At 57.9% G+C, this 418-nt stretch carries 1 protein-coding gene and 1 pseudogene; both read left to right on the top strand.

Going from position 1 to position 418, the window contains the following annotated elements:
• Nucleotides 1-231: pseudogene (locus tag KDL01_RS47300) on the top strand (FAD-dependent oxidoreductase); the annotation flags it as partial.
• 5 nt (nucleotides 232-236) lie between these two features.
• Nucleotides 237-418, top strand: a 182-nt coding sequence (locus tag KDL01_RS47295) for a helix-turn-helix domain-containing protein (RefSeq protein ID WP_246577730.1), incomplete at its 3' end; no start/stop codon positions are given.

Here is a 418-nt window from a genome sequence, read left to right as displayed (position 1 = left end):
GTCCATGTCTATGGACGAGCCAGTACTGAACTAAAGGGCTGGTGCGACAGCCGCGGCATGGCTCTTCGCGAGTTTACCTGGCACGAAGAACATGGCCGCGCTGGACGTCAGCAGGACGCTGTCTACGTTCTGCGGCCTGACACTTGGGTGGGATTGGCACAGCCAACGCAGTCCCTAGACGAGCTGCAGCGCTATTGGGATTCCCGCATGGGCAAGAGATTGAGCACGTGAGCGAGATGCAACCTAAGTGGAGTCGTCGCAAGGAGGCGCGGCCGCTCGAGATTGTAGACGCTGCGGTAGATGTTTTCCTTGAGAACGGCTTTGCTGCCGCAAAGCTCTCTGATATCGCGAAGCGCGCACGAGTCGCGAAGGGCACGATCTACCTCTACTTTGAAACCAAGGAAGAGCTGTTTCGAGC

Origin of the sequence: Actinospica durhamensis, from assembly GCF_018139695.1 — a bacterium.
In the GTDB taxonomy this organism is placed as follows: Bacteria; Actinomycetota; Actinomycetes; order Streptomycetales; family Catenulisporaceae; genus Actinospica; species Actinospica durhamensis.
The sequence above is the reverse complement of the archived record's forward strand: the minus strand, read 5'-3'. Positions and strand labels throughout refer to the sequence as shown.